Source organism: Halorubrum kocurii JCM 14978 (genome assembly GCF_000337355.1).
Taxonomy (GTDB): Archaea; Halobacteriota; Halobacteria; order Halobacteriales; family Haloferacaceae; genus Halorubrum; species Halorubrum kocurii.
Genome location: NZ_AOJH01000052.1, coordinates 1 through 25949 on the forward strand (window position 1 = coordinate 1; position 25949 = coordinate 25949).

A 25949-nucleotide genomic window follows, 5' to 3' on the forward strand; every position below is an offset into this window, starting at 1 on the left:
ACGCGCGAGGGAGTCAGTCGCCGGAGCGAAGCGACGGCGACTGACGAGGCTGAGGAGGCGTGAGGCTGCGGTTTGCGGTGCGGGGCGGGACTCAAAGGGGCAGCCGGCGAGGCGGCTGGGGCTTTGAAAGTGTTCACCGCGACGTCGATCATTTATAAACAGCCGACAGCAACACCGCTCGATCACGTATAAACGACCGATCAATCGAAGTGAGACACGTACTCCCGTACTCGATCAAGGAGTACTCGTCATCGACCGGCTGTTTCAGGCGTGAACACATCTGAAAAAGGGAGGTTCACCAGAGCCGGATTTTTGACTGCCGTGTCCGACTACGGCCGAGCGACCCGCAGCTCGTCGACGCGGTCACCCTCGATGACGGCGACACCGTACGGCCCCACGACGGCGCCGTCCGCGGACTTCTCCTCGCCGTTGATGCCCGACGCCGCGTCGACGGCGTCCCGATCGGCGTCGTCGACAGCGAGCGCGCCGGGGTCGATCTCGGGCAGTCGGAGCCGGTCGCCCGTGAAGTTCGTCACCCACGTGTGGCCGCCGCGGTAGCCGACGCGGACGCCGTCCGGAAGCCGGTCGGTGCGGCGGACGCCGGCGCGGTCGAGCAGGGCCGCGGCGAGCGCGTCCGCCAGGTCCGGCTCGGGCCAGACTCCGCAGTAGGTGACGCGGCCGTCGCCGACCGCGTTGGCGACGACCGCCGGCCGCCCGTCCGCCGGCCCGTCGACGTCGTACGCGTACCGGACCGCGGCGGCGTCCGGGTCGAGCCACTCGGCCCAGGTCCGGAACGGGAGGGAGGGCGTCGCGCCGCCGTCGGCGCTGTCCACGCCGGGACCGCCGACCCCTCGGACCGCCGTTTCGAGGCGCCGCGGCAGCGACTCGTGCTGGTCGACTGTCGCGCCGACGAGGTCGGTCAGCGGGCCGGGCTGTAACGCCGGCCGGAGCTTGTTCTCCGCGTCCTTCGCGCCGGTCCGTGGACCGAAGAGGACCTCCCCGCCGCCGGCGACGTAGTCGGTCAGCCGGTCGGCGAGGTCCTCGGTGACGAGGTGGAGCGCGGGCGCGACGACGGCCGCGTATCCGGAGAGGTCGGCGCTCGGCGGGACCACGTCCACCTGGACACCGCGGCCGCGCACGGCGCCGTAGAACGCCTCTTGGAGCGCCCAGTAGTCGAAGTCGGGAGCGTGGGGCTGCGCGTCGAGCGCCCACAGGGAGTCGTAGTCGAACAGGACCGCCACCGGCGCGTCCACGTGGTCGGTGCCGTCGAGCGCCGCGAACTCCTCTCCCGCGCGCGAAGCGTCGGCGTACCCGCGGTCGGGCGAGCCGTCCGCCTTCCGGAGGCCGGCGTGGTACTGCTCTTGCCCTTCGAGACAGCGCCGCCACCTGAAGTAGAGCACCGCGTCGGCCCCGTGGGCGGCGGCGTGGTGGGCCCACAGCCGCATCGCGCCCTCGCCCGGCTGGGGGCAGTGCGGCGGCCAGTTGACGTCGCCCGGCTGCTGTTCCATCACCCAGAACGGCTGGTCGAGCGCGCTCCGGTAGAGGTCGTGGTCCATCCCGACCTGGTCGGGGTCGCCGGCCCGCAGCTGGTCCGGCGACGCCTCCCCGTCGTAGCGGTCCTGGACGAACCCCGTCGGGTAGGAGTCCCACGCGACGCGGTCGAGGTCCGCGCTCACGTCGTAGGCGTTCAGCGTCGGGAACCGCCCCATGAAGTTGTGGGTGACGAACCAGTCGGGGTCGGCCTCGCGTATCAGGTCGGCGTGGAGGCGGTTGTACTCGACGACCGAGTCGCTGGCGAAGCGCGCGTACGCCAGCAGCCGCGAGGGGTGATGCTCCGCGGGGGTCGGCCCGGGCGGGTCGACCTCCTCGAACGAGCCGTACTGCTGGCTCCAGAACGCGTTCCCCCACGCCTCGTTGAGCTGATCGACGTCGCCGTACCGGTCCGCGAGCCACGTCCGGAACGCCTCGGCGCAGTCGTCACAGTAACACCGGACGGTCTCGTGACAGCCGAACTCGTTGTCCGTCTGCCAGCCGGCGACGTGCGGCGAGCCGGCGTAGCGTTCGGTGACCCGCTCGACGATCCGCGCCGTCTCCTCGCGGTAGGCGTCCGAGTTGAAACAGTAGTGCCGGCGGCTCCCGTGCTCGCGGACAGTCCCGTCGGGGTCCTCCTGTCGGATCGACGGCCGCTCGTCGACCAGCCACTTCGGCGGGGTCGCCGTCGGCGTGCACAGCACCGCCTGCATTCCGTGGTCGCCGACGAGCTCGACGGCCTCGTCGAGCCACTCGAAGTCGAACGACCCGCGCTCGGGCTCGAGGGCGCCCCACGAGAACTCCGCCATCCGCACGTATTCGAGGCCGGCGTCGGCCATCGCGGCGACGTCGCGCTCCCACTCCTCGCTCGGCCAGTGTTCGGGGAAGTAACAGACTCCGGTACGCATAGCGCACCGTCTCGACCGCGCCACCTAAGGGTTCGGATGGGCGGCCCCCGGCGCGCGGCCCGTCGGTCCGATTCTACTCGATTCGCGGCCCGTCGATTCCCCACTCGACGTGACCGCCCGGCAGGGTATTTATATGGCCGCAAAGAGGGTGTAGTATGAACGAACGCAGGGCGGACGGCACCGCAGTCACGTACGACCCGGACGGGCGCGAGGTCGCGGTGGCGGACGACGCCGGCGACCTGCTCGTCGGGCCCCTCCGCGCGGCGGCGGCCGACGGGGCCGACGGGGACGACGGGGCGGTGCGGGTCGCGGACGTGTCGCTGTCGACCGAGGCCGGGGGCGTCGCCGCGACCTGTAGCGTGGAAAACGCCGGCGACGAGCCGGTCCGAGCCGGCGACGTCTCGATCGCGTTCGAGACCGCGTTCGGCGCGGACGCCCGCGTCTACCGGCACGGGTACCAGTCGTGGTCGTCGACCGGGACGCTCCCCGTCGGAGAGCGGTTCCCCCCCGAGAACGAGGACAACGCGCCGATGATGAACGACCTCGCGGCGTCGACGGGCGACCGGGTCAGCAGCTACCTGACCGGGATCGTCGAAGGCGACCGCCGGGTCACGGCGGGGTTCCTCGACCACGACCGCTACTGCACCCGGTTCGAGATCGACGACGACCCCGCCGGCGTCGCGACGGTGCGCGCCGTGTGTCCGCTGGAGGGGACGCGGCTGGCCCCCGGCGAGCGGCTGTCCCTGCCGCCGCTGTGGGTCGACGCCGACCGTGAGCTCCGGGACGGGCTCGCCGCGCTGGCCGACCGAATCGGCGAGCGGATGGACGCCCGGGTGCCCGATGCGGCGCCCACCGGGTGGTGTTCGTGGTACCACTACTTCACCGACGTCACCGAGGGGGACATCCGGGAGAACCTCTCGGAGCTCCGGGAGTGGGGGATCCCGGTCGACGTCGTCCAGATCGACGACGGGTACATGGAGGCGTTCGGCGACTGGCGGTCGATCGCCGACGGCTTCGAAGACATGAGCGCCGTCGCGGACGACATCGCGACCGCGGGGTACCGACCGGGGCTGTGGCTCGCGCCCTTTTACGTGGAGGCCGGCGCCGACCTGTCCGCCGACCACCCGTCGTGGTTCGTCACGGAGCCGACGGACGGCGACGCCGCCGAGCCGGGACCGCCGGTCGACGGCGGCTTCCGCGCCGGGTCGGCGCTGTACGGGCTCGACACGACGCACCCGGCGGTCCTCGAGTGGCTCCGGGAGACCGTCTCGACGGTCGTCGACGATTGGGGGTTCACGTACCTGAAGCTCGACTTCCTCTTCGCGGCGGCGCTGCCCGGCGAGCGGTACGACCCCGAGGCGACCCGGATCGAGGCGTACCGCCGGGGGGTCGAGGCGATCGCCGAGGCGGCGGGCGACGACGCGTTCCTGCTCGGCTGCGGCGCGCCGATGGCCCCGAGCGTCGGGCTGTTCGACGCGATGCGCGTCGGCCCGGACACCGATCCGACGTGGGAGACGCCGGGGGAGTCGGGGAGCCAGCCGGGGCTGAAAAACGCCGTCCGCAACACGCTCACGCGGAACTACCTCCACCGGCGGTGGTGGCTCAACGACCCCGACTGCCAGCTCGTTCGGGACACGAGCGACCTCACCGCGGCCGAGCGGGAGTCGTTCGCGGCGCTGGTCGCCGCGACCGGCGGCGTGAACGTGTTCTCCGACCGCCTCGCGGAAATCGGCTCGGACGGCCGGCGGCTGCTGGAGCGGTCCATCCCGCCCGCGAGCGACGCCGCGGTCGCGGGGCTCGGCGCGGAGCGGTTCCCCTCGCGCGTCGTCTGCGAGCGGCCGGGCGACGGGGCCGTCACCGTCGCGCTGTTCAACTGGGCGGACGAGCTGTCGACGGTCCGGTTCGACGCGCGCGAGCACGCCCCGGCGGCCGATTCGGGGAGCGATCGGGTCGTCTGGGACGGGCTGTCCGGGACGGTCGTCGACGGCCCGGTCGTCGAGCGGGAGCTACCGGCGCACGGCGCGGCCGTGTTCGCCGTGGTCCCCGCCGACGCCGGCGACCTCCTCGGCGACGCCGCGACGCTCACGGGCGGGTCCGACCGCGCGTCGGGGGCGACGCTCCGAGACGGAACGCTCGCGGCGACGGTGGAAGGGGAGGCGGTGACGTTCGCGCTCGATCGGGAGTAGCTCGCGATCGAACAGCGAAATCGGTCTTCACGGGGGGAACTCGCGGCCGGCGGGGACCGGGCCGCGCGTCTCCGGTGACCCGCCATTATACGACTCCGGATCGAAGGGCGCGCATGGACGTTCTCGTGATCGGCGGTACGGGTCTGATCGGGACGGGGATCACGCGCGGACTCGTCGGCGACGGCCACGACGTGACCTGTCTCACGCGCGGCGAAACCGACGCCGACGTCCCCTCGACGGTGTCGTTTCGAAGCGCCGACCGGACCGACCGCGCGGCGCTGACCGACGCGGTCGCGGACGAGGCCTTCGACTGCGTGATCGACATGGTGTGTTTCGACGCGGAGACCGCCCGGGACGCGGTCGCGGTGTTCGCCGACCGGACCGACCAGTACGTGTTCTGCTCGACCGTGGACGTCTACCACCGCCCGCCCGAGCGCAACCCCGTGCGCGAGGACGCGTCGCGGGAGCCGCCCGTCAGCGAGTACGCGGCCGGCAAGGCCGCCGCGGAGGACGTCTTCCGGGCGGCGCACGGGGACGCGTTCGCGACGACGATCGTCCGCCCGTGGAGCACGTACGGCGAGGGCGGGCCGGTGTTGCACACGCTCGGGACGGGGACCTACTACGTCGACCGCGTCCGGAAGGGGAAGCCGATACTCGTCCACGGCGACGGAACCTCGCTGTGGGGGCCGTGCCACCGCGACGACGTCGCTCGCGCCTTCGTGAACGCGGTCGGCAACCCGGACGCGTTCGGCGAGGCGTATCACGTCACCAGCGAGGAGACGATGACGTGGAACCAGTACCACCGACGGGTCGCCCGCGCGCTCGACGCGCCGGAGCCGGAGCTGGTCCACGTCCCGACCGATCAGCTCCGGGCCGCGTTCCCCGAGCGGACCGACATGCTGGTCGACCACTTCCGGTACAGCACGGTGTTCGACAACGCGAAGGCTCGCCGCGACCTGGAGTTCGCGTACACGGTCCCGTTCGAGACCGGCGTCCGCCGGACCGTCGAGCGTCTGGAGGCCGAGGACCGCATCGAGCCCTGGGACAGCGAGTCCGACGACGCCGTGATCGACGCCTGGCGCGAGGCGACCGACGGCTTCGTGAGCGAGGTTGCCGACCGTCTCGACCGGTGACCGGTAACGGCGCGGTCCGGGCGTCGACTGCGGACGGAACGGCCCGAGCGTCGACCACGGACACTCCGCCAGGTGAGCGCAGACACATATAATAAAAATATATATCAACTTTTCGGTACTTCGTGGAGATCTCGGAGAAGACAGATCTGACCGAGTCGGTCTCCGCCGGAGCCGACTCCACCGCGTCGTCGCATCGACGGCAGTCGATCTCTGTATATTGTTAACTAAAACTAAATTTAATCCAAATAAAAATAATATAATTTATAATATCGGCTATTCTGACGATATATACCGACCAACGGCTCGTCGTTCGGAGCTCTACGAACGCCGATCTCGGCTCGCGTCGCCTCCGAATAGAGCGACTCGGCTAACACATACATTAAAGAAAAAATATAGCTACTGGGAATAGTAGTAAGTAGTATGTGTTGAATCGCGCCGTCACGGACGCCGAATTCGCTCTCGGACGCCGCCCGGATCGTCACTCGTGGTCGGACGCCGCCCGGATCGTCACTCGTGGCCGATGACCGGCTGGGGCTCGTACGGTTCCTCCACGTAGGCGATGTCGGAGTCGGACAGGTCTATCTCCAACGCCTCGACCGCCTCTTCCAGGTGGTCGATCGAGGTCGTCCCGACGATCGGGGCGTCGACGTACTCGTTCTGGAACTGCCACGCGAGCGCGATCTGCGCCATCGTGACGCCGTGCTCGTCCGCGAGCTCCGCGACCCGCTCGTTGATCTCCTCACCGCCGCCGCGGCCGTACTCCGCGGTCGGGTTGTGGAAGTTCTCGGGATCGCCTCGATCGGTGCGCTCCAGTTCGTCGACCGGCCGCGTCAGGAAGCCCTGCCCGAGCGGCCCCCACGGGATGACCCCGATGTCCTCCCGGTCACACAGCGGCATCATCTCGCGCTCCTCCTCGCGGTACGCGAGGTGGTAGTGGTTCTGCATCGTCTCGAACTCGACGAGCCCCTCGCGCTCGCTCGTCCGGAGCCGCCGGGCGAGCTGATGCGCCCACATCGAGGAGGTGCCGACGTGCCGGACTTTCCCGCGCCGGACCGCGTCGTCGAGCGCCCGCAGCGTCACTTCCGGCGAGGTCGACGGGTCCACGCGGTGGGTCTGGTAAAGATCGACCGTCTCCATCCCCAGCCGTTCGAGGCTCGCGTCGAGCTCCTGTTCGATCGTCTTCCGGGAGAGGCCGGCGGCGTTCGGGTGGTCCGCTCCGGCCGGGAACCGAACTTTCGTTGCCACGACCTGGCGGTCGCGATCGTACTCGGCGAGCGTCTCGCCCAGCAGCTCCTCTGATCGGCCGTCCGAGTACGCGTTCGCGGTGTCGAAGAAGTTGACCCCGAGATCGATCGCGCGCTCGATGAGCTCCTCGCTCTCCTCCCGGTCGAGCATCCACGGCTCCTCGTCGCCGAAACTCATGCATCCGAGACAGATCTTGGATATCTCCATGCCTGTCGAACCGAGCGTCGTGTACTCCATACGGAGCGGTTCGAAATAAGCAATAAAAAAGGTGCACCACAACTATCCGTTCAGTTATATAAACGACTATGTGCGTCCCCGATCGAGTCGGCGTATGACAACAGACGTGCTCGTCACCGGCGCCCTCGGCGGCGTCGGCCGGTGGGTCACCGACGCGGCGAGGGAACGCGGCGCCGTCGTCGCGGTCGATCGGACGCTCCCGGAATCGACCGATTCGGAAGGAGTGCGGTTTCAGGCGGCCGATCTCCGCGACCAGGGCTCCGTGCTCGAAACCGTGCTCGACGCGGATCCGTCCGTAGTCGTGCACCTCGGGAACATTCCCCACGAGGAGCACCATGCGGGCGGCGACGTGTACGAGAACAACGCGGTGAGCACGTATCACGTGTTGGACGCTGCCGGGCGCGCGGGCGCGGACGTGGTCTGGGCGTCGAGCGAAACCGTCTACGGGACCCACTGGCCTAAGCCGACCCTGCCGGCGTCGCTCCCGGTCGGCGAGGGACACCCGGTCGCCCCGTGGAACGGCTACGAGACGTCCAAGTTGGCCGGCGAAGCGGCCGCCGAGCGAGTCGCGAACGCGTTTGACGTTTCCGTCGTCACGATGCGTCCCTCGTGGGTCCAGTACCCCGGCGCGTACGAGACCGAGCCGATCCGGGAGGGGTTCACCTTCGAGGGCGCCGGGCGGTTCGGGAACCTCTGGTCGTACGTCGACGTTCGAGACGTCGTCTCGTTCGTCGAGGCGGCCCTGACCGCAGACGTCGACGGCCACGAGGTGTTCAATGTGTTCGCCCCGGACAACTTCCTCGGCGTCGAGACGACCCGCGCGATCCGAGCCGGGTACGGCTCGCTCCCGGAGGACTGCGAGATTCGCGGCGAGGAGTCCGCCTTCTCGACCGCCAAGGCCGAATCGGTACTCGGCTGGGAGCCCGAGCACTCGTGGCGGACCGCGGCGGACGAGGCGGTCGACGGACCGGCGATCGCTCAGCCGCGGTAGGACGGCTCAGTCCATCCGCCGCTTCACGCAGTACCAGTACGTCGGTCCGAGAACCGCGAGGCAGACCGCCACGAGAATCCCGTCGAGCACCGCGATGGTGTAGCCGACCGTGCCGGGCTCTAAGAGGAACAGTGGGAACGCGAGGAGCAGCCCCATGACGGTACAGACCGCGAGAACGAGCGGTATCTGGTCCCGCTGGCCACACACCGCGTCGACGACCGTGTCCCGGAGCGTCATACCGAGTCGTGAGCCGCGAGACGCAAAGAGGTTCGTGATCGAATCGACCGCTGGCGGTCAGTCCTCTATCGGGTCGCTCTCCCAGTACCGGTGGTCGGAGTCTGTCCGGAAACAGGCGGCTCGGTGGTCATCGCCGAGCGCTCGCAACGCGGGCTGCTCCTGTTTACATACCGCTCTCGCCTCCGGACAGCGGGTGTGGAACCGACAGCCGCTGGGCGGGTTGACCGGGTCGGGGATGTCGATCTTCCGCATCGGCGGGTCCGCGGCTTCGGACGCGTCCAACGCGAGGTTCGGGGTGGCCCACCGCAACACCTCGGTGTACGGGTGCTGCGGGTCGGAGATGAGCCGGTCCGGCGGGCCGACCTCGACCAAGTTGCCGAGGTACATCACGCCGATGCGGCCGTCGCCGTGCGCCGCGAAGTACCGCGCGTTAGAGAGGTCGTGCGAGATGAAGACGAACGACGTGTTGAACTCCTCTTGTAAGTCGAGCATCAGGTCCATCATCTCCACTCGCAGCGAGACGTCGAGCGCGCTGATCGCCTCGTCGGCCAGGATCACGTCGGGGTTCATCAGCAGTGCACGCGCCAGGGCCACGCGCTGTTTCTCCCCGCCGCTGAGCTGGTGGGGGTACCGGCTGGCGAAGTCCTCTGCCGGCGTCATCCCGACCCGCTCGAGCAGCGAGTAGATCCGGGTGCGACGCTCGCCGGCCGAGACGTTCGGGTGCGTGAGCCGGATCGGCTCGGAGAGCGTTTCAACGATTCGACGGTTCGGGTTCAGCGAGCTCCCGGGGTCCTGGTGGATGATCTGCAGCGACGACCGGATGTCGTCGAAAGAGAGGTCGGTGTTGCCGGCCTTCGTCTCCCAGATGTCCCTGCCCCGGTAGCTGATCGACCCCTCGGTCGGCTCCTGGAGGCCGATGATCGTCTTCCCGAGCGTCGTCTTCCCGCAGCCGCTCTCCCCGACGAGCGCGAGCACGTCGTTTTCGCCGATGTCGACCGACACCCCGTCGACGGCCTGCACGACGTCGGGCTCGTCGAACAGCCCGAACAGCCCCTGTTCCTTTTCGAAGTGAACCTCGACGTCGTCGACGGCGATCAGCGGGTCGCTCGCGTCGCCGTCGGCGTCGGCACCACGGGCGCGGCTCATTGCGGGTCCCCCTCGGCGTCCCCGCCGACCGCGGCGGCTTCACCGAACGTCAGTTCGATCGCTTCTGCGGCTCGTTCCCAGTGGTGGCAGGCGACGGTGTGACCCGCTTCGACCGGCTCGAACGCCGGATCGGACTCTCTGCACGTCTCGGTCGCCAGGGGGCAGCGGTCCGCGTACGAGCACCCCGCCGGCACGTTCACCGGCGCCGGGCTCTTCCCGGGAATCGGCCGCATGTCCTCCAGCGGCGCGTCGATGTTCGGCGTCGAGTTGAGCAGCGCCCGCGTGTACGGGTGCGATGAATCGTTGATGAGCTGATCGCGCGGGCCCGCCTCGACCAGTTCGAACGCGTACATGACCGCCATGCGGTCGGCCAGCGACGCGACGAGCGGCAGGTCGTGGGTGATGAACACCATCGTCACGTCGTACTTCTCTTTGATGTCCTCCAGCAGCAGCAGGATCGACCGCTGCATCAGGAGGTCGAGCGCGGCCGTTGGCTCGTCCATGACGAGCACCTCCGGTTCGAGGAGGAGGCTCAACGCGATCAGCGCGCGCTGTTGCATCCCGCCGCTGAGCTCGTGCGGATACGAGTCGAGGACGCGATCGGGGTCGAGGTACAGGTCTGAGAGGATCTCGCGCGCGAACTCCAACCCCTCCGGCACCGATCGGTCGTGGGCCTTCAGCGTGTCCTCGAAGTGCGCGCCCACCTTCATCGTGGGGTTGAACGAGCTCATCGCGCCTTGGAACACCATCGAGACCTCTGCCCACCGGAACTCGTTCAGCTCCGCGTCCGAGAACTCGAGGACGTCGACGGTCGTGTCCGGGTCCGGGTGGTAGAGCACTTCACCCGAGAGGTGACCCGGCGCGGGGATCGCGTCGAGCAGCGCCGACGCGAGCATCGACTTGCCGCTCCCGCTCTCGCCGACCACGCCGAGGATCTCGTTGCGCTCTATCGAGAACGTCACGTCGTCGAGCACGTACGTGTCTCCGTCGTCGTACGTGACGCTCGCGTTCTTGACCTCTAATATCGGGTCGGAAACGCCGTCCCCAGCGCGATGCAACCGGTCGGATGTAGTCGTCATTTAGTATCCCTCCGTAGCGTCGTCCGTCTCTCTCGTCGATTCGGAACTCTCTGCGAGGCGCGTCCGGACGCGAGGGTTGAACACCCTGTCCATCCCCTGCCCGAGCAGGATCAGCGCGAGCGACAGCCCCATGATCGCGATCATGGGGAAGAGCAGCCAGTGTGCGGCCTCCCACGTGAACAGCGCGCCGCCGTTGTACGCGTAGTTCAGTGTCACGCCCCAGTTCTGCACCGAGTAGGGCAAGACGCCGAGGAAGAACAGCCCGATCGACGCGAAGACGACGTACCGGGCCGCGAAGACGAAGTTCACCGTCACGTACGGCATCAGGTTCGGAACGATGTCCTTGAGGATGATCCGCGGCGTACCCACGCCCATCGTCCGAGACGCCTCGACGTAGCTGTCCTCGCGGATCGTGAGCACCTGCGAGCGCAGCGATCGCCCGAGACCGGCCCAGTAGTTGATGTTGATCAGGATACCGAGCACGATCGGGTTCTGCGGATTGAACGTGACCGCGAGGATGATCACCAGCGGGAGACCGGGAATGGCCATGACCACGTCGGAAATCGACATGAGCACGCGATCGGTCGCTCCTCCCTTGTACCCCGCGAGCGTGCCGACGACTACGGCGACCCCGGTCGCCCAGACGCTCCCGGCGATGATCATGAGCAGGATGTCGGGCGTCGAGTGAATGATCAGCGACAGGAGGTCCACGCCGGACATCGTCGTCCCGAGCGGGTGGCTCCAGCTCTCGAACGGCCCGACGAGTTGAGGCGCCTGATTCGTCGACGGTGCGCGGTACAGGTCGAACACGGCGACGATCGCCATGCCGACGTAGACGGCGAGGATCGACAGCCCGACGCGCGTGCGCCGGTCTGCCCACGCCACGATTGCCGGCTTCCGAACCCGCTCTTCGAACAACTCCGAGAGCCGCTCGCCCCGGGTCACGTCGGCCGAGACGCCGCTGTCGCTCTGCCAGCTGACGGGTTCTGAGTCTTCGGCCTCAGTAGGCATCCGTCTCACCCCGGCTGATTCGCGGGTCGATGAGCCCGTACGTCAGGTCGGCGATGTAGACCCCGATCACCAGCGCGACGGTGATGACGAGGAACGTCCCCATCATCAGTGGGTAATCGTTCGACTCCAGCGCCGACCACATGTAGTAACCGAGGCCGGGGTACGAGAAGATCTGTTCGAGGATCACCGTGCCGCCCAGCCGGAAGCCGAGCAGGAGGAGAAATCCGGTGTACAGTGGGAGGATGGCGTTTCTCGCGACGTACCGCGTCGCGATTCGGCGGTCCGAGAGGCCGCGGAGCCGGGCGACCTCGACGTAGTCGTTCCCGAGCACCTGGATGCTGTTCCCGCGCATCGCGAGCGCCTGCCCGCCGATCCCCGTGATCGTGTACGAGAAGATCGGCAGTGCGGCGTGGTTGAGCGCGCTGGTCACGAACTCCATCGTCAGTCCCGGCTCGACGGTCGGTCCGACGGTTCCCGCGGTCGGGAACCACCCGAACTGGTACGCGAAGACGAACAGCGCGAGCACGGCGACGACGTAGAACGGCACCGACATCAGCGTGATCGACGCGCCCGAGACGAGTTGGTCGAACCGGGACCCCTCCCAGTACGCTTGGATCGCCCCGAGCAGGATGCCGAATACGAAGATCAGGACCGTCGAGACGAGCACGATGAACACCGTCCACGGCACCGCCTCCGCGATGATCTGCGCGACCGGCTCGTCGAGCGAGATCGACGTGCCAAAGTCGCCCTGAGCGGCGGCGCCCATGTAGTCGAGATACTGTCGCCAGAGCGGCGCGTCCGGCTGGATGTTCTGCAGGCTCGCGATCCGCGCGTCGACTTCCGACGCCGGGACCCCCTGTCTGAGGAGGTTCGCGCGAAGCAGCGTGAACGGGCCGCCGGGGAGCAGTCGGATCAGCCCGAACGACAGGCTGGTGACGAGGAAGACGGTAACGAACGCCCGAGCGGTCCGCCGTAAATAGTAATGTCCCATCTGTGGTGCGTATGGTTAGCTCGTGTACGTAACTGCGTCGGTCATCGGTTAGTTCCCGGCCGCCGTGAACTCACCGACGCGCGGGAGCCACTGGCTCGCCCATTTCACGCCGAGGACCTGGGCGTCAGACTCGGGCGTGTTGAACTTCTGGCCGCTGATCCACGTCTGTTCCTGCTTTTCGGTCACCGGGATGAACGGGAGCGTCTGGTTGTGGTGCCAGGCGACGCGTCGGATGATCTCAGTCGCTTCCTCGTCGCTCGTCATCGACGTGATCTCTCTGATCTCCTCGAGCGGGCTGATCGTCATCTCGCCCGAGCCGTCGATGGCCGGCAGCGTCTTCTCGCCCGTGGGGAACGCGTGGCCGCCGTCGATGTCGGGACACACCATCTCCCACCGGAGCGGGTAGAAGGGGAACGACGAGCGCGCGCCGCCCGGGAGCCAGTAGAACGCGCCCATCCCGAAGTTGCTGTCGACGTAGTCGCCATAGAAGTCGCCGATGGGTTTCGAGTCAATCTCGAGGTCGAGCCCGAACGAGTTGAGCTGGTCGACGACCGTGTCCGTGGCCGTCGTCCAGTCGGTCCAGCCGCTCGGCGTCGCGAACTGCGCGCTGATCGAGTTGCCGTCCCCGTCTTCCCAGACGCCGTCGTTCTTGCTGTATCCGGCGTCGCGAAGCAGTTCGGCCGCGGTGTCCGTCTGTGCCGTGCCGGGGCCGTACGTCTCGTACTGGTCCAGCTGATCGCCCAGCCAGCGCTCTTGGTCGTCGACGGCGATCGCCGTCGCGACTTCCGGAACGGCTTTCGTTCGCGGGCCGGCGTTCTGCGCGACCAACTCGCGGTTCAACACGTGGGCGATCGCCTGTCGCACGTTCTGGTCCCCGAAGTGCTCGTGCTCGTGGTTGAACACAATCCCGTAGCCCCACTTCGCGGGCGTGTTGATCTCCTGGACGTGGTCCGGCATGCTTTCGGCGATGTTCGGCGGCGCGAACATGCTGGACATCGCATCGAGCTCGCCGCCTCTCATCCCCTGTTGTAGGGCGGTGTTGTCCCCTCGCTGCAGGATCTGCAGCTCGGCGAAATTCACGTTGTCGGCGTTGTAGTACTCTTCGTTCCGGGTGAGCGTCCACGCCTGCTCGCTCTTGGATTCGAGGCTGAACGACCCGTTGGCGACGACGTCGTCTTCCCACTCGAACTGCTGCACTGCGGACGCCTCCTGGTCGAGGAACTCCTCGTACACTGGATGATACGCGTATATCCGGTCCGATTGCGACCCGATGGCGTATCTCAACAGCCGGGGGTTCGTCTCCTCGGTGAGCTCGAACACGACGGTCTTCTCGTCTTCGCCCTCCTCGACGCTCTCTGCGAAGTCCCAGATAGCCCCGGCGGTCTTTTTCTCGAGTTGGAACTGCGTCACGAGGTCGCGCGCGGTGACCGGCTCGCCGTTCTCCCAGTTGAGGTCCTCTCTGATGGTGAGCGTGAACGTCTCGCCGTCGACCGACCAGTCCTCGAGCCCCGCCATCTCGAACTCCTGCGTCTCGAAGTTGTACGCGACGAACCGCTCGAACACGTGCGCCCCGACGATATCGTCGTAGTTCTGCGTCGCGATGGGGTTGAGGTGCATGTTCGTCGGGACGCCGTTGTTCGTCGCGGAGACCATGGTGGCCTCCCTGACCTCGGGCCCGGACGAGCCGTTGCCGCTTCCAGAGTCGTCCCCCGATCCCCCGTCGCCGGACGCGCCGTCGTCGGACCCGGCGTTATCGGAACACCCGGCGAGCGCCGAGACCCCAACCGCTCCCGCGGCCTGGAGCAATCGACGACGGTCGACGTAGGTGTTACCACTGTTGCCGTTTCGTGTCATATCCGTTAGCACGGTTCGAGTATCGGTTAATAAATTATTCTATACAATAGTTTATGTATATTCGTTCAATAGTAGATTCACAGACGTGTTATCCGGCGATCCGGCCGTCGAGCGTCGACCGTAGCGCACGCCCGGGGCGGCGAGACCCCCGTATCATCGGGCGATCTCGTCGCAGCCACCGAAGATTTATAATCGGTTGCCAAGTGGGATAGGTCATGGCAGACACAGCGGAGCCGTTAGCGTACCGCGACGAGTCGCTACCGATAACGGAGCGCGTCGAGGACCTCCTCGACCGGATGACGCTCGACGAGAAGGTCGGACAGCTCGTCGGCACCTGGGCCGGAGAGCTCGGCGAGACGAAGGACCTCGAGGACGTGGAATCGGAGATCGTGGACCACGGCGTCGGCGCCGTGGCGTCGTTCGGCTGGGCGGGCGCCCACGACACGCGCCTCGACGAGGTCGTCGAAACCGTGAACCGACTCCAGGAGGTGGCCCGGTCGGAGACCCGTCTCGGCGTTCCGCTCCTGTTCAACGTCGACGCGGTCCACGGGCACGCGTACGTGTCCGAGGGGACCGCGTTTCCGAACGGGCTCGGCATGGCCGCGACGCGAAACGAATCGCTCGCGGAGTCCACGGCGGCGATCACCGCCGACGAGGTCAGGGCCACGGGCGCACACCAGAACTACTCGCCGACCTGCGACGTCGCCCGCGATCCGAGGTGGGGGAGGACGTTCGAGACGTTCGGCGAGAGCCCGTACCTCTGCGGCAACCTCGCCGCGGCGAAGGTCCGCGGCTACCAGGGCGACGGCCTCGACGACTCTTCGGTGATCGCCACCGCGAAGCACTTCCCCGCCTACGGCGAGCCAGTCCGCGGCGAAGACGCGTCGCCGGCCGAGGTGTCCGAGTACGCGCTCCGCAACACCTTCGTTCCGCCGTTCGTCGAGGCGTTGCGCGCGGGCGTCGACTCGGTGATGCCCGCGTACAACGCGACGAACGGCGAACCCGCCCACGGGTCGAGCCCGCTCCTCACGGAGTACCTCCGCGGAGAGTTGGGCTTCGACGGGACGATCGTCTCCGACTGGAACGGCGTCCGGATGTTACACGAGGACCACCGCGTGACGGCCGACCACCGGGGGTCGGTTCGCCGAACCCGGGAGGCCGGGCTCGACCTCGCGTCCGTCGACGCCGTCGACCACGCCGAGGAGTACCGGTCCCTCGTCGAGGCCGGCGACCTCCCCGAGTCGCTCGTCGACGAGAGCGTCCGGCGCGTCCTGAGGCTGAAGTTCGACCTGGGGCTGTTCGAGGACCCATTCGTTGATCCGGAGGCCGCCGACGCGACGGTCGGAACGGACGAACACAGGCGGCGGTCGCTCGACGCGGCTCGCCAGTCGATGACGCTGCTCTCGAACGACGGCCAGCTGCCGCTGGACACCGACGCCGACGTGCTCGTCGCCGGGCCGAACGCCGACGACCCTATCAACCAACTGGGCGGCTGGAGCGTGCCCGACCCGGAGGGGACGGACGTCGTCACTATCCGGGAGGCCGTCGAATCGATGTCGACGGGGACGGTCACTTACGAGCGCGGGGCCGGCATCGACGAGCGAGCGGACGTCGACGCCGCGGCGGCCGCCGCGGAGAACGCCGACGTGGCCGTCGTCGCGCTCGGTGAGAACTGGTATCTCCACGAGTTCGGGCCGAACGCGATCAGCGGAACCGGCACCGACGAGTTCCCCAACCGAACGGAGCTCGAGCTCCCCGCGGCACAACGCGACCTGGTCGAGGCGATCGCCCGGACCGGGACCCCGGTCGTGGGGATTCTCGTCACGGGTCGCCCGCTCGCGGTCGACCGACTGGCGGACCGGGCCGCGAGCCTCCTCATGGCGTACTACCCCGGGACGATGGGCGGCCGGGCGGTCGCGGAGACGCTCTACGGCGAGAACGACCCGAGCGGCCGACTTCCGATATCGATCCCGCGGTCGACCGGGCAGCTCCCGACGCGGTTCAACTACCTTCCCCACCCGACGCCAATCGGTCCCGACGAGCACCCCGACTCGTACGACCCGTTGTTCCCGTTCGGACACGGCAAGAGCTACGCGACCTTCGAATACGGCGAGATCGACCTGACCGAGACGACTATCGAGCCGGGCGAATCCACGACGGTGACGGTTCCGGTGACGAACACGAGCGACCGTCCCGGGACCGCGGTCGCGGATCTGTACGTCCGCCCGACCGTGAGCTCGCGGGTGCGACCGGTACGAGAGCTCCGTGGGTTCGACCGAGTGTCGCTCGCCGCCGGAGAGTCGGCCACGGTCGAAATCCAGCTTTCCGCGGAGTCGCTCGGGCTGGCCAACCGAGACGGCAGCCGAGAAGTGGAACCGGGCACCTACACCGTCGAACTAGGCGACCGGGAGGCCGCGGTGACCGTCACACGGGCCGACGATTAGGGCCAACCCACCCTGTCGCCGCTCGTCGCGGCGTCGAAAGGGAACTCGATCGATTCGATCTTGATGCGGTGGGCCTCGACGTCCTCGTACACGGCCCCCCACGACCCGACGGAGAGGACCTCCTCGCCCGTGTCGAGGTACACCGTGGCGTAGCTCGAGAGGTCCTCGAGCGCCAGTTGCTTTCGGTCGTTCCCGAACCGGGACGGGTAGAAGGCGCCGGTGAGACGCCCGTGAACGACGCAGTCCTCCCGGCTCTGGATGTAGTTCCCGTGGACCTCGACGTCGATCTCCGCGCCGTCGTCGAACAGCGGGACGGTGTCTCGCATGAACTCCTCGAGCGAGTCGTACTGCGTCCACGAGACGTCGACGTCGAACAGCGGGTCCCACATGTGCCACTGGCAGCTAACGAAGTACCAGTGGGTGATAAACGAGAGAATGTAGTCGTTGATCAGGACGCCGTAATCCTCGTCCGCCCGCGTGTTCGGGGTGAAGAACAGCGAGTGGCGGTCGATGATCGAGAGGAACGGCCCCGGTATCGTTCCGACCCGAATGTGGAGATCGGTGTCGTCGAGTCCTAACGCGGCGGCCTTCTCGCGGAGGTCCGGCTCGGCGTAGAGGTGGATCCGGACGAACACGCCGCGGTCCGCCGCGTCTTTGAGCTCCGGAAGCAACAGCTCCAGCTGCTCGAACGACATCGTGAACTCGGCCGTCAACTTCGCCTCGTTGAGCCGGTCTCGTGTGTGTTCGTACACCGTCTCGGGGCGCTTCACGACGCCGACGCGGTGGTCGTCGTAGTCCGGCTCCTCCCACCGGTCCTCGAGCGCGTCCGCCGCGTTCGTCAGCAGCGACCCCCGGGACCGGAGCTTTTCCAGCATCGCCTCCGGGTCCCGCGGCTTCGCTCGGAGCCGCTCGCCGTCGATCGTTTCGACGAGCCCCTGTTGCTCTAACGAGCGGAGCGTGTCGTACACCTGTGACGTCGGAATATCCGACTTGCTCGAGACGTCGACGGCGGCCAACTCACCGTGTTCGATCAGCGTCAGATACGCGGCCGCCTCGTACTGCTTGAGGTCCGTGTTCTCGAGCGCGCGGCGAAGTGCGTCTACGTCCATACTCCCCTGTGAGGCCCGCTGAGGAAAAATCTATTGCCAACATAAGAGAACAAACAGCTCGGTATATTTATATTATGCCTATACATACTTTCTCAATACACTGAAGAAAACAGAAAATACACGAGTTAGAAGGAACAGAACACCAAAAATAAGCATGTAGGTTAACATACCATACTGTAGTGTCTATTTGAATTCTCAAAAAGTCCGTGTTCATCTCGTTACTACGATATTACTGTCCGCAGCCGGCGACCGTCTCTGCTGCATTTCGCCGCTCCCGCGCCCGGTTCGTTCGGCGAATCCGCTGGCCGTCCGCATGGGATCGGGGAGTTCTCGGCGACCTCTTGCCGTCGACTCGCGGAGGATATTACAATAGTAGGAATGTAATGTGCCGGCCGATATCGCTCACGTGGGAGACTCGAGTGGGCCGGAGCTCCGTGCTGCGAACTCCGACGGAGCGGTCCACTCAGTCCAGATCGTACCCCCACTCCCGGAGCGTCGCAGCGACCTCCTCCGGGTGTCGAAGCCCGACGAGCAGCGCGGCTTCGCGCAGGTCGGCCTTTTTCACCGACTCCCCGAGCGCCGCCTCCAGGGTGCGGGTCGCCTCGCGCTGTGCGTCGACGGTCGACTGCTGGAGGTGCAGCTGTACCGTCTGCTCGCGGCCGTCGGTGATGCTGCTCCGCGTAAGCACCCACGGGAGGTCCCCGTGAGAGGGCCGCGCCCGTTCGCTCGGATTTTGTATCGCGGTATCTGATTTATTGCTGTCTGCGGAGTCCGTCGTGCTCTCGGTCGCGTCCGTCTCGCGCTCTTCTGACTCGGTCCGATCGGTCGCAGCCCCGTCGCCCCAATCGTCGTCGGCGGCGCCGCTCTTGAAGCCGCCCATCACGCGGTCACCTCGTTCTCGTCCGCATCGAGCGCTCCCGGCTCAGACGGATTCGGGGCTTCGACCCCGCCCTGGGCCTCGACGAACCGGGCGATTCGATCGAACCGCGCGAGGGTCTCCACCTCGTAGTCGCGGCGGCGGTCGCGGTGGGTCCGCACGTATTCGAATGCGGAGCACTGCTGCCGCCAACACCCCTCTATCAGCGACGTCCGGTCGCCGATGACCTCGGGGACGTCGTACGGGACGGTGTCGAGCATCTCCTCCTGGTCGCGCGTTCCCTTGAACCCGATCGGCACCGCACCCAACACGCCGACGTCGATGTTGAGCTGTGACGCGAAGTTCGTCGCGAGCTCTTCGAGCCCCTCGACGGCGGCTCTCCCCTTCGCCGACGGCTCGATCGGGAGGAGCAGGTTCCGGGTCGCGTAAATCGCGTTGTAGAGGTGCGACCCCTCGGTCGCCGGCGGATCGCAGACGAGGATGTCGTACTCGTCGGGAACGCCCGCCTCACCGAGCACCCGTCGCAGCTGGGCGTGGACGTTGTACGTGTCGCCGAAGTCCTCGGCCTTCTGCTGTTCCCGATCCAAGTGTTGAGTGAGATCGGACAGCGAGTTGTGCTCCGGGATGACGTCGATACCCTCGGCCGTCTCGATGAGATCCTCGAAGGGGCCCTGCGGGCTCCCGACCATGTGGCGGACCAGGCTGTCCGCAGTGGCGTCCGCTCGTTCCGCGTCGACCCCGAGGAGGCGACTCAGGTCGCCGTCCTGCGGATCGAGCGGGACGACGAGGACGTCGAGTCCGGCTCGCTGATGGGCGACGGCCGCGTTCGCGGCGAGCGAGGTCTTGCCGACGCCACCCGCTTCGCTGTATACCGTGTAGGCAAGCATCACGAATGTGATCAGACTCGTGGCTAATAAATATACGTAAGAATATTATTCATCTGTCTCACCCATCTGCGTTATCTGTTTTTCTTACCTGTGTTTCTTATCTATGTTTCTTACTTACCTGTCTCAGATAACTGTCTTAGGTATCTTCGATATCGACATAATTCATCTTTCAACGTTTTCCATCGCCGGTATCTCAGGGACGCGCCTCCGCCTTCCGTCTCGGTCGCTCCCCGGGCTGTGCCGCCCGACAGCGAAGGCGCAACCGCGCGGCCCGATTCCCGCGTCGACGCACCGCGTCCCCCTCGACGGAGTTCACCTCGGGCGCGCGACGGTTCGAAACCGGGTCGTCGCCCGGCGCCTCACCGGACCACGACCCGTCGTCGGCCTCGCGGGGGCGGCGGTCGCGCCGCCGCTCCCGACACGGGCCCGGCCGGCGTGTCGACGCCACGCCGATCGGGCGTGGTCCGGGGGCCACCTCCCTGGCGGCCGATCGCTCCGTTTCGGTCAGACCGCCTCCGGCGTGGTGAACTCCGGTTCGGCGCGCCCCGAGTTCCCCGACCGGGGAGCCGATCGACTGAGATCGGTCGCGAGAGCGGATCCCGCTCCGGTGAGCCAAAGTATAAACACTATTCCGCGATACATAATCTGGCTACGGGTTGCGACCGCGGATCGCGGCTCGTCGAACGAACCCGCGACTACCGAACGACGAGACGTCCGCGTTACAATCGTATATTTGTAATTGCGAACCGTCGGACTGCACAGCGATCCCTGGGCGGGTTCGTGTGGCCCACGTCCACGGCCGCGAGGATCGAGGGAATTTACGTCCGGATCGACGAGAGCGACGGTCCGCAGGGTGTCGGTCCTCAAACGTGGGATATCGGCGGAACCGATCTGTGGATCGGTCTGTGAAATCGATCTGTGAATCGCGCTCTCCGTTTGCGTGCGATAAATTATATTTGACGGTCGGACGGATGTTCGAATATTTGATAGCTCTACGATTATCGACAGAGGTCGACTCGTCGTCCCGGGAGCGGCCGCGGCGGTTACTGGTACTCCAGCTCCAGCTCGATCGTGTCCGCGGCCTCCAGCACCTTCGCCGGCATCGAGTCGGTGAACCGCTCACCGCTCATGCGGTGTTTCGGTCCCGCGACGCCGACGGCGCCGCAGACGGAGTCGTGTTTCATAATGGGGCTCGCCATCGCCCAGACCTTCTTCGTCGTCTCGCCTTTGTTAATGGCGTAGCCGCGCTCCCGGACCGTCTCCAGTTCGCTGTACAGCGCCTCCTCGTCGGTGATCGTGTTCTCCGAGCGCCGGGGGAGGCCGTAGGTCTCGATGATGTCCGTCACCTTCTGCTCCGGGAGGTGCGCGAGGATGGCCTTCCCGGCCGCGATGTCGTGCATCGTGGTCCGCTTACCGACGTAACCGCGGGTCTTGACCGCGTTCTCACCGGTCTCCTTGAGCAGGTACACCGCCCTCCCGTGCTCTTCGACGATAATCCACGAGACTTCGCCCGTCTCCGCCGACAGCTGCTCAATGATCGGAGGGGCGACCTGCGTCAGCGGGAGCTCCTCTCGGACGAGCATCCCGTGGTTCAGGAACTTGAGACTCAGCCGGTACGTCCCGTCTGCCTTCACCACGTACTCCAGGTTCGAGAGGGTCGCGAGGTGGTTGTGAACCGTACTCCGCGCCATCCCCTGCGCGTCGGCGATCTCGGCGACGTCCGCGCCACCCGCTTCCAGGAGGTATTCGATAATTCCGAAGACGGTGGTCGCCGTTTTGACGGACCGTTTCGGTGGTTTGTCCAATCCCATGTCGATTACAAGGACGCCGACCATGATATATGTTGTCAACGGTAGCCCGCCGTTTGATCCGAACGCTCGCGTTCGGTAGCTGTAGACTCATACGTATTCGTATACTTCTTCGCCGGCGCACCCTGCCTTCCCGGGGCGTATCCAACATGATCGATACACAGGAACCGGAAGAAATTAATAACGGAGCGAGTGTGTACGATCCACACGATGAACATCGACCGGCAGGTGCCCCCGTTCGAGACGGGATCGCTCCGCGATCCGTCGGAGCTGATGCGTCCCGAGCGGCTGGGCGCGCTGAAACAGACGCGACTGAGCTTCGGACGGTTGCTCGTTAACAAAATGGTCACGGAGGGGTGGGAGATACGCGTCGACCGACTGTCGCTCGACGAGGAGGGCGTCGGTCGGGTCGTGTACGCGATCGAGACGCCGTCGCGCCGCTTCTCGTTCGGCGTCTTCTCGCGGAACTCGCCCGAGGGCGAGAACACGGACCGGATCATCGCCGAGGACTGGGACCTATGGGCGTTCCTCTGTGAAGGGGAGGCGCCGCCGGAGATGATGGACGCACAGCGCGAAGAGCTTCCGCATGTCATGGAAGGGCGCGCGACGCCGGACGTGTTGATCTGGACCCGCGCGAACCGCAGCTCCCGGTTTTTCGGCCACGTCGTCGACTCGCTGGCGGCCGGTCACCAGCCCGATATCGACCACCTCGCCGCCGGCGGCTACCTCACCCGCTCGTCCGGGTACTACGGGAACGGCCTGAACGGGACGAAGATGTTCCGCGCGCTGGACGACGATCACCCGCTGTCGCGGCCGTACATGTCGCAGATGCTCGCCGCCTACATGCTCCGCGTCTTCGGCTACGACCTCGCCGAACACGTCGCCGCCGCACGCAACCCCGACGCGCCGGCGCTCGACGACGGGATAAAACGCTACCTCGGCACGGGCAACTCCTCGGGGGTCGGGATCGTCCTCTACTTAGTGAACCACCCGAAGCAGCTACACGCGTGGCTCCGGGCTCGGGAGGTGGCCCTGGCCCGGGCGAAGACGGTCGACCCGTCCGAGGCCGACCTCGAGCGCTTCCGCTCGCTGAGACGCCGCGCGCGGCGGTGGTTCGCGGAGGACGACAGCGAGACGAACCGCTTTTTCGCCTCGAAGGACGCGATCGCCGCCGACCTCGACCGTGTCGGCGACCGCGTCGACGCGCTGGCCGCCGACCCGCCGGAGGGTCACTTCTGGGAGGTCGTCTGTGAGTGGGCGAGCGAGGAGCTCCGGCGAGAGACGCAGGAAGTGCTCCACTCGCTGCTCTTAGACGTCCGCCCGGAGGTCTGCGACGGGCTTGAAGAGTCGCTGACGGTCTCCGAGCGGAGCGACGTGGTTCCCGGGATGGAGGTCGCGACCCTCCGGTCGCGGATCGAGGAGGGGTACGCGTGGGCGCTGGACGTCGACTTTGACCGCCCGGAGGCGACTCGTCACTTCTGGTACCGCTCGATCGAGAACGAAGAGCCGCGACTCGGAGTGCGCGGCGAGGGGCCCGACGAGTACGAGCTCCCGGCCGACGTCGCCCGCCGCGTGCAGTCGCTACAGCGCGACCTCGACGGGTTCGCGCCGGCCGACACCGTCGCGGAGGTGCTCGTGGAACACCCGGAGCACCGGTACGTCGTCGAGCGGATACAGAACCTCCACGGGCTCCCGTACGCGGAGATCCGCGGGAACCCGCTCGACGCGGACTTCGTTCCCCTGCACTTCATCGCCTGTCTCAAGGCGATGTGGGGGATCCAGAAGGCGCACCCCAAGTCGAAGGGGTGGGTTCGCGGGACCTTCTTCCAGGGGGCGCCGCTGGCGCACGAGCTGCCGGACTGCGAGCAGGAGTACTGGATGTTCCCGCCGAAGCCAGAGACCGCGGCTCACTGGAGGGACGACCGATGAACCTGAGCGTCAGAGAGGTGCTGGACCTGTCTGAGCGGTGCTTCCGGGCGGCCGGGTTCGACCCCAGTACCGCGCGGGCGCACGCGGCGGCGGTGTGGTGGGCCGAGGCGTACCGCGGGACCGGGCTCGCCGCGCTCGAGGACCTCCTCGGTCCCCTGGACGACGCGGACGCGACGACGCCGACGATCGACGAGCGGGAGTCCCCGATCTCCGTCCTGGACGGGCGGGGGCTCCCGTGCCCCGTCTCGGCCGTGCCGGCGCTGGACCTGGCCTGCGCCCACGCGGACCGGTACGGGAACGGGATCACTCGCGTGACGGAGTGCGTGGTCGGCTCCGGCGAGGAACTGCTCGGCGCGCTGGCGTGCCGCGCGGCAGAGCGGGGATACGTCTCGCTGGTGCTCTCAGTCGGCGGCGACGCGGGGTACCGAACCGTCCTCGGGGCGCCCGCCGGAGCGCGGCCGGCGGTCGCCGAGGCGACCCCGTCCGCGCCGTCGGAAGGGTACGCGGCGATCGACCGCGCGGTCCGGGCGGACCGGCACCGCGCGCGGCAGGCGCCGCTGTTCCGCGTCGCCTTCGACGGCGAGACCGGGCCGGACCCGTACGACGCGACGGACGCGCGGCTCCTCCACCGGTTCCTGCAGCGCTCCGTCGCGCCCGCCCCCGACGCGGACGCCGGTCCCGGGTTCGTGGTCGCCTGCATCGACCCGCGTCATCCCCGGTACTCGGGCGAGGTCGGGCGCGTCGCCGAGGACGCGGTCCGAGACACCGAGCTGTTCGATCGGATCCACTCTCCTGAGGCCGTCGGAGACCGTGTCGACCGGCTGGTCCGGGAGGGCGTCGCAGTCGACCGGAAGCGCTGGCGGGAGCTATTCGAGTTCGGCAACGGTGTCCTCGCGCCCCCGTTCGAGGGCTCGGAGAAGGGTGCCGGGTTCGACCTGAACGAGCTGGAGGGGTAACCCGACGAACTGGCCGCGCCGCGCCGCCGTCGGCGTCTCGCTCCGTCGACGTCGATTCCGTCGGCGCGGAGCGTCGGTCGGCTACCGCTCGCCGTTCGTCGCGCGCTCCCAGTAGTTCAGGAAGTTCTCGCCGAGGATCCCGTCGACCTCCGACGGGGAGAAGCGGCGCTCGAGCGCCCGGCGGATCACGGGCCAGTCCTCGTACGTCTCGAACTCGCCGATCCCGTCGGCGATCGTGCGCTGCTCGACCTTCTCGCGGTCGAAGCCCATGTCGATGATGTGCTGTTTGTAGTAGGTCAACAGCTCGTCCGGGAACTGCGCGTCGGCCGGGAAAAAGTCCGTCCCGATCCCGATCCGGTCGGTCCCGAGGATCGACGCGGCGTGTTCGAGGTGATCGAGGAACACCTCGAGCGTGGGGTCGTCTCGACCCGGCGCGATGAACCAGGGGAGCGCGACGATCCCCATGTAGCCGTCGTCGGCCGCGATCGCCTCGATTTCTTCGTCCGACTTTCCGCGATAGTGCGGCGCCACCGCCTGACAGGCGGCGTGCGTGACCGCCACCGGGGCGTCGGCGTACTCGATCGCGTCGAGCGTCGTCCGCTTCCCGCAGTGCGAGACGTCGACCACGCCGCCGAGATCCGTGATCCGGTCGACGACGTCGCGACCGAACCCCGACAGGCCGCCCTTCGAGGGGTCGTTACAGCCCGTCCCGACCAAGTTCTGGTGGTTGTACGTCAGCTGGAAGAGCCGGACGCCCTCGTTGTACAGCACGTCGACCCGCCCGAGGGAGCCGTCGATCGCCCCGCCGACGTTCTGGGTGTTCAACACGACGCCGACGTCGCCGTCGGCGACGATCGAGCGGACCGCCGCGGGCGAGGTCGCCTTCCGGAGCCAGTCGGCGGCGTCGAACCGGGCCTGCCAGCGGGCGAGCTCCCGACGCTGGCCCGCGCGCTCGGACGCCCCGGACTCGTGGACCCACGGCGTGACGCTGACGAGGTTCACGCCCGCCGTCTCGTACACCTCCCTGACCTCGCTCCGGAACGCCGCGTCGCGCTCGAAGCGCCGCACCTCGTGGTCCCAGATTGCTTCCCAGCACTCGTCGCGGGTGCGGCCGTTCGCGACCATGTCCCTGATCGCGTCGTTCACCGCCTCCCGCCCCCCGTACGACCGTATCGCCTGCGCCCACGGGGCCGATGCCGCGTAGTCGAAGATCGGTTGCTCGTCGGTCACGCTTGGGGAAAATTAGCGAACGATAATAACAGTTCGCATCACCGAACCCTCGCTGGACGCTAGGGACGCGAGGCGAGCGCTCGCGTCCGAACTCTCCTCCGATCGGCCACTCGCAGGCGGAGTTGTCTCCTCCGATCGGCCACTCGCAGGCGGAGTTGTCT

At 67.3% G+C, this 25949-nt stretch carries 19 protein-coding genes; 6 read left to right on the forward strand and 13 right to left on the reverse strand.

Features of this window, described 5'->3' with window-relative positions:
- Positions 1–329: 329 nt before the first annotated feature.
- A complete protein-coding gene (bga, locus tag C468_RS07805) occupies positions 330–2438 on the reverse strand; it encodes a beta-galactosidase Bga (protein ID WP_008848342.1) in 2109 nt (702 codons plus the stop codon).
- A gap of 155 nt (positions 2439–2593) precedes the next feature.
- On the opposite strand from bga, the gene C468_RS07810 reads away from it, so the two are divergent.
- Positions 2594–4624 carry a glycoside hydrolase family 36 protein gene (locus C468_RS07810; RefSeq protein WP_008848343.1) on the forward strand — a complete coding sequence of 677 codons (2031 nt, stop codon included), beginning with the start codon at positions 2594–2596 and terminating at the stop codon, positions 4622–4624.
- 113 nt (positions 4625–4737) lie between these two features.
- The gene (locus C468_RS07815; protein WP_008848344.1) at positions 4738–5757 is read left to right on the forward strand and encodes an NAD-dependent epimerase/dehydratase family protein; all 1020 of its coding nucleotides are present in this window, start codon (positions 4738–4740) and stop codon (positions 5755–5757) included.
- A gap of 507 nt (positions 5758–6264) precedes the next feature.
- Here C468_RS07815 and C468_RS07820 read toward each other — a convergent pair.
- The gene (locus tag C468_RS07820) at positions 6265–7239 is read right to left on the reverse strand and encodes an aldo/keto reductase (RefSeq protein WP_008848345.1); all 975 of its coding nucleotides are present in this window, start codon (positions 7237–7239) and stop codon (positions 6265–6267) included.
- Positions 7240–7333: 94 nt separating this feature from the next.
- Between C468_RS07820 and C468_RS07825 the strand changes: the two genes are divergently transcribed.
- Entirely contained in the window at positions 7334–8230 is an 897-nt protein-coding gene (locus C468_RS07825; protein WP_008848346.1) for an NAD-dependent epimerase/dehydratase family protein, read from the forward strand.
- A gap of 6 nt (positions 8231–8236) precedes the next feature.
- Here C468_RS07825 and C468_RS07830 read toward each other — a convergent pair whose 3' ends face one another.
- Genes C468_RS07830 through C468_RS07855 form a run of 6 tightly spaced genes read right to left on the reverse strand, consistent with a single transcriptional unit; the run spans position 8237 to position 14548 of the window.
- Positions 8237–8467, reverse strand: a complete 231-nt coding sequence (locus tag C468_RS07830; protein WP_008848347.1) for a hypothetical protein — start codon at positions 8465–8467, stop codon at positions 8237–8239.
- A gap of 57 nt (positions 8468–8524) precedes the next feature.
- Positions 8525–9613: an oligopeptide/dipeptide ABC transporter ATP-binding protein gene (locus C468_RS07835; RefSeq protein ID WP_008848348.1), complete on the reverse strand. Its 1089-nt coding sequence runs from the start codon at positions 9611–9613 to the stop codon at positions 8525–8527.
- Positions 9610–10692 carry an ABC transporter ATP-binding protein gene (locus C468_RS07840; RefSeq protein ID WP_008848349.1) on the reverse strand — a complete coding sequence of 361 codons (1083 nt, stop codon included), beginning with the start codon at positions 10690–10692 and terminating at the stop codon, positions 9610–9612. Before C468_RS07840 ends, C468_RS07835 begins: the two co-directional genes overlap by 4 nt.
- Positions 10693–11703, reverse strand: coding sequence for an ABC transporter permease (locus C468_RS07845; protein WP_008848350.1), 1011 nt, complete (start codon positions 11701–11703; stop codon positions 10693–10695). It abuts the gene before it with no gap.
- On the reverse strand, positions 11693–12694 hold the full coding sequence (locus tag C468_RS07850; RefSeq protein WP_008848351.1) for an ABC transporter permease: 1002 nt from the start codon (positions 12692–12694) through the stop codon (positions 11693–11695). Before C468_RS07850 ends, C468_RS07845 begins: the two co-directional genes overlap by 11 nt.
- 48 nt (positions 12695–12742) lie before the next feature.
- A complete protein-coding gene (locus C468_RS07855; RefSeq protein ID WP_241430993.1) occupies positions 12743–14548 on the reverse strand; it encodes an ABC transporter substrate-binding protein in 1806 nt (601 codons plus the stop codon).
- A 215-nt stretch (positions 14549–14763) separates the two neighbouring features.
- On the opposite strand from C468_RS07855, the gene C468_RS07860 reads away from it, so the two are divergent.
- Positions 14764–16992, forward strand: a complete 2229-nt coding sequence (locus C468_RS07860; RefSeq protein ID WP_008848353.1) for a glycoside hydrolase family 3 N-terminal domain-containing protein — start codon at positions 14764–14766, stop codon at positions 16990–16992.
- Here the strand turns inward: C468_RS07860 and C468_RS07865 are convergent.
- From C468_RS07865 to C468_RS07880, 4 genes are all read right to left on the reverse strand, one after another.
- Complete coding sequence (locus C468_RS07865) at positions 16989–18101, reverse strand: TrmB family transcriptional regulator (RefSeq protein ID WP_008848354.1); 1113 nt, start codon at positions 18099–18101, stop codon at positions 16989–16991. The two genes, C468_RS07860 and C468_RS07865, sit on opposite strands and share 4 nt — an antisense overlap.
- A gap of 463 nt (positions 18102–18564) precedes the next feature.
- Positions 18565–18981: a hypothetical protein gene (locus tag C468_RS07870; RefSeq protein ID WP_008848355.1), complete on the reverse strand. Its 417-nt coding sequence runs from the start codon at positions 18979–18981 to the stop codon at positions 18565–18567.
- A complete protein-coding gene (locus C468_RS07875) occupies positions 18981–19865 on the reverse strand; it encodes a ParA family protein (protein ID WP_008848356.1) in 885 nt (294 codons plus the stop codon). The genes C468_RS07870 and C468_RS07875 overlap by 1 nt, the downstream gene beginning before the upstream one ends.
- Before the next feature lie 1043 nt (positions 19866–20908).
- On the reverse strand, positions 20909–21676 hold the full coding sequence (locus tag C468_RS07880; protein WP_008848357.1) for an IclR family transcriptional regulator: 768 nt from the start codon (positions 21674–21676) through the stop codon (positions 20909–20911).
- 207 nt (positions 21677–21883) lie between these two features.
- On the opposite strand from C468_RS07880, the gene C468_RS07885 reads away from it, so the two are divergent.
- The gene (locus C468_RS07885) at positions 21884–23602 is read left to right on the forward strand and encodes a hypothetical protein (protein ID WP_049912129.1); all 1719 of its coding nucleotides are present in this window, start codon (positions 21884–21886) and stop codon (positions 23600–23602) included.
- Positions 23599–24558, forward strand: a complete 960-nt coding sequence (locus tag C468_RS07890; RefSeq protein ID WP_008848359.1) for a hypothetical protein — start codon at positions 23599–23601, stop codon at positions 24556–24558. The genes C468_RS07885 and C468_RS07890 overlap by 4 nt, the downstream gene beginning before the upstream one ends.
- Before the next feature lie 81 nt (positions 24559–24639).
- Here C468_RS07890 and C468_RS07895 read toward each other — a convergent pair whose 3' ends face one another.
- Positions 24640–25788 (reverse strand): dipeptidase, encoded by a 1149-nt coding sequence (locus tag C468_RS07895; protein WP_008848360.1) that lies wholly within the window; start codon positions 25786–25788, stop codon positions 24640–24642.
- Positions 25789–25949: the final 161 nt, after the last annotated feature.

Bases quoted from the DNA above. Each gene is read 5' to 3' on its own strand.
- C468_RS07820 (WP_008848345.1), bottom strand. From the start codon at position 7,239: ATGGAGTACACGACGCTCGGTTCGACAGGCATGGAGATATCCAAGATC.
- C468_RS07870 (WP_008848355.1), bottom strand. From the start codon at position 18,981: ATGGGCGGCTTCAAGAGCGGCGCCGCCGACGACGATTGGGGCGACGGG.
- bga (WP_008848342.1), bottom strand. From the start codon at position 2,438: ATGCGTACCGGAGTCTGTTACTTCCCCGAACACTGGCCGAGCGAGGAG.
- C468_RS07830 (WP_008848347.1), bottom strand. From the start codon at position 8,467: ATGACGCTCCGGGACACGGTCGTCGACGCGGTGTGTGGCCAGCGGGAC.
- C468_RS07810 (WP_008848343.1), top strand. From the start codon at position 2,594: ATGAACGAACGCAGGGCGGACGGCACCGCAGTCACGTACGACCCGGAC.
- C468_RS07845 (WP_008848350.1), bottom strand. From the start codon at position 11,703: ATGCCTACTGAGGCCGAAGACTCAGAACCCGTCAGCTGGCAGAGCGAC.
- C468_RS07855 (WP_241430993.1), bottom strand. From the start codon at position 14,548: ATGACACGAAACGGCAACAGTGGTAACACCTACGTCGACCGTCGTCGA.
- C468_RS07850 (WP_008848351.1), bottom strand. From the start codon at position 12,694: ATGGGACATTACTATTTACGGCGGACCGCTCGGGCGTTCGTTACCGTC.
- C468_RS07880 (WP_008848357.1), bottom strand. From the start codon at position 21,676: ATGGGATTGGACAAACCACCGAAACGGTCCGTCAAAACGGCGACCACC.
- C468_RS07890 (WP_008848359.1), top strand. From the start codon at position 23,599: ATGAACCTGAGCGTCAGAGAGGTGCTGGACCTGTCTGAGCGGTGCTTC.
- C468_RS07860 (WP_008848353.1), top strand. From the start codon at position 14,764: ATGGCAGACACAGCGGAGCCGTTAGCGTACCGCGACGAGTCGCTACCG.
- C468_RS07840 (WP_008848349.1), bottom strand. From the start codon at position 10,692: ATGACGACTACATCCGACCGGTTGCATCGCGCTGGGGACGGCGTTTCC.
- C468_RS07875 (WP_008848356.1), bottom strand. From the start codon at position 19,865: ATGCTTGCCTACACGGTATACAGCGAAGCGGGTGGCGTCGGCAAGACC.
- C468_RS07885 (WP_049912129.1), top strand. From the start codon at position 21,884: ATGAACATCGACCGGCAGGTGCCCCCGTTCGAGACGGGATCGCTCCGC.
- C468_RS07825 (WP_008848346.1), top strand. From the start codon at position 7,334: ATGACAACAGACGTGCTCGTCACCGGCGCCCTCGGCGGCGTCGGCCGG.
- C468_RS07865 (WP_008848354.1), bottom strand. From the start codon at position 18,101: ATGGACGTAGACGCACTTCGCCGCGCGCTCGAGAACACGGACCTCAAG.
- C468_RS07835 (WP_008848348.1), bottom strand. From the start codon at position 9,613: ATGAGCCGCGCCCGTGGTGCCGACGCCGACGGCGACGCGAGCGACCCG.
- C468_RS07815 (WP_008848344.1), top strand. From the start codon at position 4,738: ATGGACGTTCTCGTGATCGGCGGTACGGGTCTGATCGGGACGGGGATC.